This is a genomic window from Hansschlegelia beijingensis, from assembly GCF_045505405.1.
In the GTDB taxonomy this organism is placed as follows: domain Bacteria; phylum Pseudomonadota; class Alphaproteobacteria; order Rhizobiales; family Methylopilaceae; genus Methylopila; species Methylopila beijingensis_A.
In genome coordinates this window covers 1-4,056 of the sequence record NZ_JBJKEX010000281.1, presented here as the reverse complement: position 1 = coordinate 4,056, position 4,056 = coordinate 1, and the positions used below count along the sequence as shown (strand labels likewise).

Here is a 4,056-nt window from a genome sequence, read left to right as displayed (position 1 = left end):
GGAGCAGCTCTCGAACTTTTCCAGCATCGCGGCGGTGATGAAGCGGGTGCGGGACGCATAGACGTGGCGGTCGCCGCGCGCTGCCTGCTCCCCTTCGCCCATGCCGGACGCAAGGCGGCTTGTCTGTTTCCGAACGATGGGCACGGCTCGTCCTCTCTCCCGAAACGCGGTTGCTGACTTCGGCTAGACTTCGGGCGTCAGGATTCGTTCTCCGCCCCCGACGGGCGACAGGTGCGGGGCGGCCGGCGGACCGCTCGGCTTTCGCCGATTGCGGATCATTCCGATGATGGGCAGCGACAGCGTCAGGATGGCGAGCGCCATCACAGTCCCGGCGATTGGCCGCGTGAAGAACACGGTCCAGTCGTTCGAGAAGCTGATCATCGAGTTCATGAAGCTTTCCTCGGCGAGCGGGCCGAGGATCACGCCGAGCACCAGCGGCGCGATCGGGAACTTGTAGCGCTCGAACAGGTAGCCGAGCGCGCCGAAGCCGATCATCAGCCAGAGGTCCGTGACGTTGCTGCGGATCGCCAGCGCGCCCACGAAGCAGAACAGCATCACGAAGGCCGAGACGATCGACTCCGGAAAGTCGAGAATCTTCACGAGCGGCCGGATCGCGAAGTAACCCAGCACGCACATCATGACGATGCCGATGAAGATCGACGCGAAGATCGTGTAGACCATCGCGGACGACGTCATCATGATCTGCGGTCCGGGCTGGATGCCGTGCAGCATGAAGGCGCCGAGGATCACCGCGGTCGCACCGCTGCCGGGAATGCCGAGCGCGAGCAGCGGGATCAGCGCGCCCCCGACCGAGGCCGTGGCGGCGCTCTGTGGCGCGACGATGCCTTCGACGACGCCCGAGCCCATCTGCGCGCGGCGGCGTCCGAACTGGTTCTCGATGCCGTAGGCCACGAACGCCGCGACCGTCGCGCCCGCGCCGGGGACGAGGCCGATGATGTGGCCGACGACGGTCGAGCGCAGCAGCATCCCCTTGACCTGCCCCACCTCGGCGAGGCTGGGGAGCTCGGTCTTGGTCGTGGAGATCTTGGCGAGCGGCTTGCTGGAGAAGCCGCGCTCAAGGCGCGACAGCACCTCGCCGACGCCATAGGCGCCCACCATCACGACGAGAAACTCGATGCCGTCCGCGAAGATCGGCATGTCGAAGGTGAAACGGGCGGCGCCGTAGATCGCGTCCGTTCCAACCGAGGCGATCAGCAGCCCGAGCGCGAGGCTGATGAGGGCGTTGGCGAGCGAGCCCGCCCCGAGCGCGATGACGCTCGTCAGGCCGAACACGAGGATCGCGAAGTATTCCGGCGAGGAGAAGCGCAGCGCGAAGCTTGCGACCGGCTTCGTCAGCATCACCATCGCGACGGCCGACAGCAGGCCGCCGACCAGCGCCGCGACGAGCGTCCAGCCGAGCGCGCGGGCCGGCTGGCCGTTGCGCGCCATGGCGTAGCCGTCCCAGAGCAGCGGCACGTGAATCGGCTCGCCCGGTATCCGGAACAGGATGGAGGTGAACGCCCCGCCATAGGTGCCGGACACGTACATCGCGCTCAGCAGCACGATCGCGTCGGTCACCTGCATCTTGTAGGTGAAGGGCAGGAACAGGACGACGCCCATCACAAGCGTGAGGCCCGGCAGGACGCCGACCAGCAGGCCCACGACGATGCCGAGCAGGAGCATCATCATGGTCGTCGGGTGGAGACAGGCGAGGAAGCCGTCGCCGAGCTGGGCGAGGATCTCGATCACGATCGGCCCTCCTCAGAAACCGGTGATGAAGTCGGAGACGCCCGAGAACGGCGCGACGCCGCGCGGCAGGGAGACGTAGACGACCCGCATGAGAAGCAGCGTGGTCACTGCGACGCCGATCAGGCTCGAGGCCCAGATCGCGACATGATTGCGAGCGCCGCCCACATACATGAAGGCGATCAGGAAGGCGGCGGTCGCGACCGGAAAGCCGAGGATGTTGAGGGTCAGGGCGTAGACCACCGTCAACCCGACGCCGAGGGCGAGAAGGAGCGGGCGCCGGGGCGCCTCGTCCTCTTCCTCCTCCATTGCCGCGCCGATCCCGACCGCTTCCTCCTCGGAAGAGGACATCAGCGTCCAGGCGATCTGGAACACCGACAGCGCGACCAGCAGCATGAGCGCGGCCTTGGGCCAGAAGGCGGGGCCGAGCGCGCCGGGGCGTGCGTCATATTCGATGCCGTTCGCGATCGACCACAGCCATGCGGCGACAGCGAGCAGGATGACGTAGGGCAGCGCTCGCGCGAGCCGCCCGCCCATGCCGACGCTTCCTCCGACGGGAGCCCCGTTCATGGCTCAGGTCGCCTGCTTGATGGCGGCTTTCATGTCGTCGAGCTGCTTCGCCACGAAGGCGCCTGCGCCGTCCGAGCCGATGAAGCTGTCCTCCTTGGCGAACTGCTCCTTGAGGAAGGCCTTGAACTCGTCCGTGGCCGCGACCTTCTGGAGCGCGTCCGAAAGCTTCTTGACCCGCTCCGGCGGCGTGCCCCCACGCACGATGATCGAACGGAACTGCGGAAGCGCGATGCTGAAGCCGGCCTCATTCGAGCAGGGCACGTCCGGGAACGCCGCGAAGCGCTCCGATCCGAACACCAGCAGCGGGCGCATCTGCTTGCCGTTGAGGAAGCTGCCGACGTCGCCGGCCTGCTCATAGAGGGCGTCGGCGTGACCTCCGAGGATCGAGACGTAGCGCTCGCTCGGCTTGGAGAACGGCACCTGGTTCACCTTCACGCCCTTGGAGCCGAGGAAGCTCAGCGTGAAGTCGTCGACGCTGCCGAAGCCGAGCGTAGCGACCTTGAGCGCGCCGGGCCGCTCCTGGGCCGCCTTAGCGAAGTCGTCCCAGGTCTTGAAGGGGCTATCCTGCGCCACGAAGATGAAGGACGGCGCCTGGATCAGCACCGCGACCGGCGTGATGTCCTCCATGGTCCAGCGCGGGCTCTTGCCGGCGAGAAGCGCATGCGCGTCCGCGATGTAGATCGCGGCCGTCTGACCGTCGGCGGGATTGGCGAGGATCTTGGCCATGCCCGTCGCGCCGGTGCCGCCGGGGATGTTCACCACCGGCATCGGCTTGCCGATCTGAGGTTCGCCGAGCTGGGCGACCTTTCTGGCGAGTTGGTCCGCGCCGCCGCCCGGCCCCCACGGGACCACGAGCTCGATCGGCCGGCTGGGATATTCTTCCGCGAAAGCGGGCTTCGCGACGGACATGGCGACGAGCGCCGAGCCGCCGACGAGAACCTCTCGTCTGCTGACGTTCATGGCTTCCCTCCCTTGCGCGCAGGTCTTTCCGCCGGTTGTCCCGGTCGCAGCCCGCGTCGCATCGCCCCGTTGGCCGGGGATCTCTTATTGAAGTCCGCCTTCGAGGCGCCGGCAAAGCCTGCTCCAAAAGGCAAGCCTTCTCGCGTTTCACCAAAGGCTACATGCGCGCCCCGAGACAACAAAGTTCATTATGTGCATCCTGACGATGAAGGAGCTTCATCGGGATGTCTGACCTCGACCTTGCTCTACTGCGCACCTTCGTGGCGATCGTCGACACCGGGAGCATCACCTCCGGCGGGCGCGCGGTCGGTCGGACGCAGTCCGCCGTCACCCACCAGATGAACCGCCTGGAAGTCCAGCTTGGCCGCACCGTCTTCGCCAATGACCGTCGGCGCATCACGCTGACGGCCGACGGCGAGATCCTGCTCGAATACGCCCGCGTCATGCTGAAGCTCTCCGAAGAGGCCAAGGCCCGCTTCGCGGCGCCGAGCGTCGCCGGAAAGGTCATGCTCGGAACGCCCGATCTCTATGCCGCCTATCTCTTGCCTGACGTGCTCAGCCGCTTCTCCCAGGCCTATCCGGATGTCGAGATCCAGCTACATTGCCGGCGAAGCGTGCATCTGCACGCCGAACTCATGCGCGATCGCCTGGACATCGCGATCCTGACGGAGCAGCCGGACCTGCAGGGCGGGGAGACGGTGACGAGGTCGTAGGGCACCTTCTTGTTGACCGCCGGGAAGGTCGTGTTCGCGACCGAGCCCATCAGGAGCGTGTAGCCCT

4 protein-coding genes are annotated in these 4,056 nt (G+C 66.7%); 1 reads left to right on the top strand and 3 read right to left on the bottom strand.

The genetic code is table 11. The features are described from left to right. Positions 1 to 183 precede the first annotated feature (183 nt). The 3 genes from ACIKT0_RS14295 to ACIKT0_RS14285 are packed head-to-tail and all read right to left on the bottom strand — an operon-like array spanning position 184 to position 3,276. Positions 184 to 1,749, bottom strand: coding sequence for a tripartite tricarboxylate transporter permease (locus ACIKT0_RS14295; RefSeq protein ID WP_407105989.1), 1,566 nt, complete (start codon positions 1,747 to 1,749; stop codon positions 184 to 186). A 12-nt stretch (positions 1,750 to 1,761) separates the two neighbouring features. Continuing rightward, positions 1,762 to 2,316 (bottom strand): tripartite tricarboxylate transporter TctB family protein, encoded by a 555-nt coding sequence (locus ACIKT0_RS14290; RefSeq protein ID WP_407105988.1) that lies wholly within the window; start codon positions 2,314 to 2,316, stop codon positions 1,762 to 1,764. A gap of 3 nt (positions 2,317 to 2,319) precedes the next feature. Then, a complete protein-coding gene (locus ACIKT0_RS14285; RefSeq protein WP_407105987.1) occupies positions 2,320 to 3,276 on the bottom strand; it encodes a Bug family tripartite tricarboxylate transporter substrate binding protein in 957 nt (318 codons plus the stop codon). Positions 3,277 to 3,500: 224 nt separating this feature from the next. On the opposite strand from ACIKT0_RS14285, the gene ACIKT0_RS14280 reads away from it, so the two are divergent. Further along, a complete protein-coding gene (locus tag ACIKT0_RS14280) occupies positions 3,501 to 3,989 on the top strand; it encodes a LysR family transcriptional regulator (RefSeq protein ID WP_407105986.1) in 489 nt (162 codons plus the stop codon). Positions 3,990 to 4,056: the final 67 nt, after the last annotated feature.